Below are 3,812 nucleotides of genomic sequence, written 5' to 3' on the forward strand. Positions count from 1 at the left end.
AGTTAATAATTCGCCAAAGCTATGGATTTAAGAATTTCGATCTGATGAAAGAGAAGCTATTGGCTTGCTTATTTAAATAATTTCCGTTTCACTCCAATCATTCAAATAAGCAATACTTATCACCATATAGGCGGGAGAGCCTACTTATACCATTAAAGCTTTCATACTTTTCGTAATTCAAATCTGCAACTGATTTGCGAGGATTTTAAATAGTAAGAACTTTAAGTGCGTTCACCCTGTCTAACGTTTAAGCCTTTTTTGAATACTCTTAAGAGCTTTTGATAACCTTAACTGAAAAACACGTCGAGCATTCAAATCTAATATATCAGAATTATCCAGATTGACACGATCGAAGAAGCGATCGATCTCGCTCAAAATTATCTGAAGCCGCGACATGATATTTGGCATGCGATATTCAGCAAGTAGAGATTCTACATTATTGACTGGTGCCGCCGATTTAACTACTTCTAAAATCCGATCGACATCGTAGGCGGTACTAAAACCAGCAATTTTGTGGCAGTTAAATCCTGGATCTAAATAATCCGATAAGCCATGATTGACACTCGAAAATACCTGACAACCACAGGCGATCGCCTCTAAAGGTTGTAAGCCAAATCCTTCGGTGACTCCTTGAGTTGCCCAGTACTCGGCAGAGTCATATAAATACACGCGCGACTGGTTGAATAAGTCTGCCAAGCTATCGACAAATCCTTCGATAATTTCCACTTTGCAATGGGGTTGGAGCGCGGGAATTAATTGTTTTAATAAATAGTCGGAAGATTTGCGCGAATGGACTAAAACATCGATCGATCTGTCTAATTGTCGGTTACTAAATTCATCCGAAATTTGATTGGGTAGATAGTATAACAGCGCATGAGGCGATCGTTGTCCCCAGTATCCGAGTGTATTCCGACTGACAGTGACGATCGGAATTTGTGCAGGGAGTCGAAAGCCGTATTCGGCACTATGAGCGTGATAAATTGTCGGGTAGCCGTGCAATCGTGCGACTAATTTGGGGACATCAAAGCCCCAACTGACCACGAAGATCGTATCCTGCGGTTTGCTGGCTAAGATGTCATCTAAATATGCTTTGTCTGGCTCGCGTTGGCGATAGGTAACAATTTCAACGGGACAGATTTGTTTGACTAGCTCGATCGTTTTTAGTTCGGCAAATAAGCCCCCACAGTGAAATTTTTGGGTGGTTCCAGGTAGCAGAAACAGGAGTTTTCGCATAAAGTTATCGATCGGATCGTGGCGGTTGTCCCCAGGCTCCAGCATAAACTACTAGCGATCGATTCTCCAAGGGAGTGAGCAGGCGATCGGGTGTCATGCATAATCTGAAGTTGCTTGCCCAAATAGATCGTTATGGCCAATCTACCCCCCGAACTATGATATCCAAACTATCCCGATCGATTGCTAGTGCGATCGCCATTACTTCGCTCCTGACGATTTTTTGTCAGCGCAGCTATGGGAGCGAACGCTTGCCAACTTTATCGCGATCTCCATCAGGAATCTCGATCGCCCAAAACCCTAGCACGCCCACCCCCAGAACAAATCGATCGTCAACGCGATGCCGAACGTGTCCTCAAACAAGGCGAAAATCTCAAACGTGAAATCAGAGATAATGGCTCCGATCCTGGCAACACTCAGCGACAGGTTGACGACCAAATTAATAAAGTCCGGGAATCAGAGAGCGATCCGCAAAAAGTGCGCGCAGCCGAGGCGGAATTGACCAGAATCCGCCAGCAAAATAATCGCTATTATTACGATCCTTATTACTCTACTCCGGGTCAAATCATCTTCAGCCCCTGGTATGGCACCACGCCACCAGTCACGGCGCAAGATCGAGATACTGGTAGTGGATTACTGTGGAAGATTGGCAGAGTATTTACGATCGCGTCGAGCGCATGACTCAGTACAACTTAAAGTGGTGGACTGACAGACTCCTACCAATTTGTCAGGAGTTTATTAATACTGCTGCGGGTGAGCCTTCCCTGGAATTCTGGCGTTGTATTTATAAACCACAGCAAGTTTATGCTGCTGATTATATTACTGGCTGGTTCGCTGACTTGTTTCCATACCTTCAAGATCCAGTTACAAAAGCTCCAACTGTGAGAAACAAAATGTTGGATGTGGATCGTTCCAAACTCCCCCCGATCGATAACATGGATAAACTGCTCCGTCGGTTACACGATGGGATTGCGCTCCATTCTTTGCCGCTAGGACTTTCGCAAGTTGCCTGCAAAGTGCGGGTAGAGGGTGGCGGGGAGTATGACTTGAATCTAGTGGCTGGATTCATCGGCGTTCGCCAAGACTTAACGCAGGGGGTCTTGCAGCCGGAAATCGGTTGGGCAGTGCATCGACAGATCGATTCTTCACTGAAGTCACTCGATCGCATTGAGCAAGAGTACTCCCAATTCTAACTGGTTAACTGCGAACTTCGATTCGATCGACTGACAATACTAGCCTTGCGATTCAATCGCAATCCCCATAAGAGCGATTTGTCAATGTTAACTAGGGCTTGCTGAATAAGTCTAGAAATCGAAGCTAGCTGCCACACAGCTTGAAAAATAACAGGTTTGTTGATTGGTTACTGGATTGAGGCGATAATTTCTGCCCCAAGTGCAAGGCTTTTGAGCCTCAAGATGCTATAACCTTGCACTTTTCTTCTCAAAAACGGCTCAAAAGCCTTGCAGGGAAATCGCTCTAGCATTCTTCAGCAAGCCCTAACTATAGCAATCTTATTTGATTCGCAAGTTTTATAGTGCATTTGCTCTACACCTGATTTGTTGATACATAACCGCTAAAGCGATTTTATCGACAGTGCTTTTGTATGAAAATCCTGGATTCTCATTTAGGATTGCTATATCAAAGATCGATCGTGCGGCAACCAGCCGCTGATTGCTTTAATTTTTTCCTCTGCCAAAGCGGTAAAAACGAGCTTGACAGGTGTGAGCGCGACAACAATAGGGATAAATATTTACCAAGGAGATGACGCGATCGAAACCTTGGCGGCGAGCGCGACAGATTTTCTCGCTGCCGCAGTCTGGACACGTTGCCGCAGTATCTGTGGTAGCTGATGTATTCGTAGTAACCGGATTGGCGAGCGTAGCCGTAGTAGTGTCGTCAGTAGTCGGATCTCGATCGGTTGGCACCATGAGCGCAATATCCCCAGAAAATAAAAGCCAGATGCAGTTATTATGCCCATGTCTATAAATCTTCTAACTCTTAGTGTCGCAATTGGCGATCTAGAGATCGGTTATGGATCGATCGAAAACTTGTGCAAGTATTACACGAGCGAAATCGTTAGATCTTCTCAAAATTAAAGTCCCCCTGGTTTGCATAAACCAGGGGGACTTTAATTTTCATACTACTGATAAATTAGCGAGTCAGAGTAATTTATCGACATTCTTGGCAGTTTCAAAGAAGTGAGCGACATTTTCTTCGGGTACCGTGGGTAAGACCCCATGACCGAGATTCATGATATGTCCGGTTTTACCTGCTTTGCGGACGGTATCGATAATTCGATCGCGAATAAAATCTTTGGAACCATACAATGCACAGGGATCCATATTGCCCTGAACGCCCAAATGCGTGCCGATCCGTTGGCGGCCGACGGCCATATCCACCGTCCAATCGAGGCTGACGATATCGACACCGGATTTGCCCATCAGTTCCAACACGCCTGCGCTACCGCTGATGTAGAGGATCAGGGGTGTATCGGGGTGTGTTTCTTTAACTTGCCGAACTACCCGTTGCTGATAAGGCAGCGCAAAGGTTTCGTAGTCTTGAGGGCTGAGTTGTCCCGCCCA

Annotated in this window: 5 protein-coding genes; 2 read left to right on the top strand and 3 right to left on the bottom strand. The window is 45.5% G+C overall.

The genetic code is table 11. The annotated features are described in order from the left end of the window. Window positions 1-240 precede the first annotated feature (240 nt). The gene (locus tag RMO27_RS16510) at window positions 241-1,233 is read right to left on the bottom strand and encodes a glycosyltransferase (protein ID WP_396133734.1); all 993 of its coding nucleotides are present in this window, start codon (window positions 1,231-1,233) and stop codon (window positions 241-243) included. Window positions 1,234-1,467: 234 nt separating this feature from the next. Between RMO27_RS16510 and RMO27_RS16515 the strand changes: the two genes are divergently transcribed. After that, window positions 1,468-1,911 carry a hypothetical protein gene (locus RMO27_RS16515; RefSeq protein WP_309734476.1) on the top strand — a complete coding sequence of 148 codons (444 nt, stop codon included), beginning with the start codon at window positions 1,468-1,470 and terminating at the stop codon, window positions 1,909-1,911. Beyond that, a complete protein-coding gene (locus RMO27_RS16520; RefSeq protein WP_309734477.1) occupies window positions 1,869-2,423 on the top strand; it encodes a DUF4419 domain-containing protein in 555 nt (184 codons plus the stop codon). The genes RMO27_RS16515 and RMO27_RS16520 overlap by 43 nt, the downstream gene beginning before the upstream one ends. A gap of 483 nt (window positions 2,424-2,906) precedes the next feature. Here RMO27_RS16520 and RMO27_RS16525 read toward each other — a convergent pair whose 3' ends face one another. Both RMO27_RS16525 and RMO27_RS16530 read right to left on the bottom strand, forming a co-directional pair. Next, on the bottom strand, window positions 2,907-3,158 hold the full coding sequence (locus tag RMO27_RS16525; protein ID WP_309734479.1) for a hypothetical protein: 252 nt from the start codon (window positions 3,156-3,158) through the stop codon (window positions 2,907-2,909). A gap of 231 nt (window positions 3,159-3,389) precedes the next feature. Next, window positions 3,390-3,812 (bottom strand): uroporphyrinogen decarboxylase family protein (locus RMO27_RS16530; protein WP_309734481.1); only part of this gene is annotated, 423 nt, incomplete at its 5' end.

The organism is Chamaesiphon sp. OTE_75_metabat_556, assembly GCF_031378165.1.
In the GTDB taxonomy this organism is placed as follows: domain Bacteria; phylum Cyanobacteriota; class Cyanobacteriia; order Cyanobacteriales; family Chamaesiphonaceae; genus Chamaesiphon.

Bases quoted from the DNA above. Each gene is read 5' to 3' on its own strand.
- RMO27_RS16525 (WP_309734479.1), bottom strand. From the start codon at position 3,158: ATGGTGCCAACCGATCGAGATCCGACTACTGACGACACTACTACGGCT.
- RMO27_RS16510 (WP_396133734.1), bottom strand. From the start codon at position 1,233: ATGCGAAAACTCCTGTTTCTGCTACCTGGAACCACCCAAAAATTTCAC.
- RMO27_RS16515 (WP_309734476.1), top strand. From the start codon at position 1,468: ATGGGAGCGAACGCTTGCCAACTTTATCGCGATCTCCATCAGGAATCT.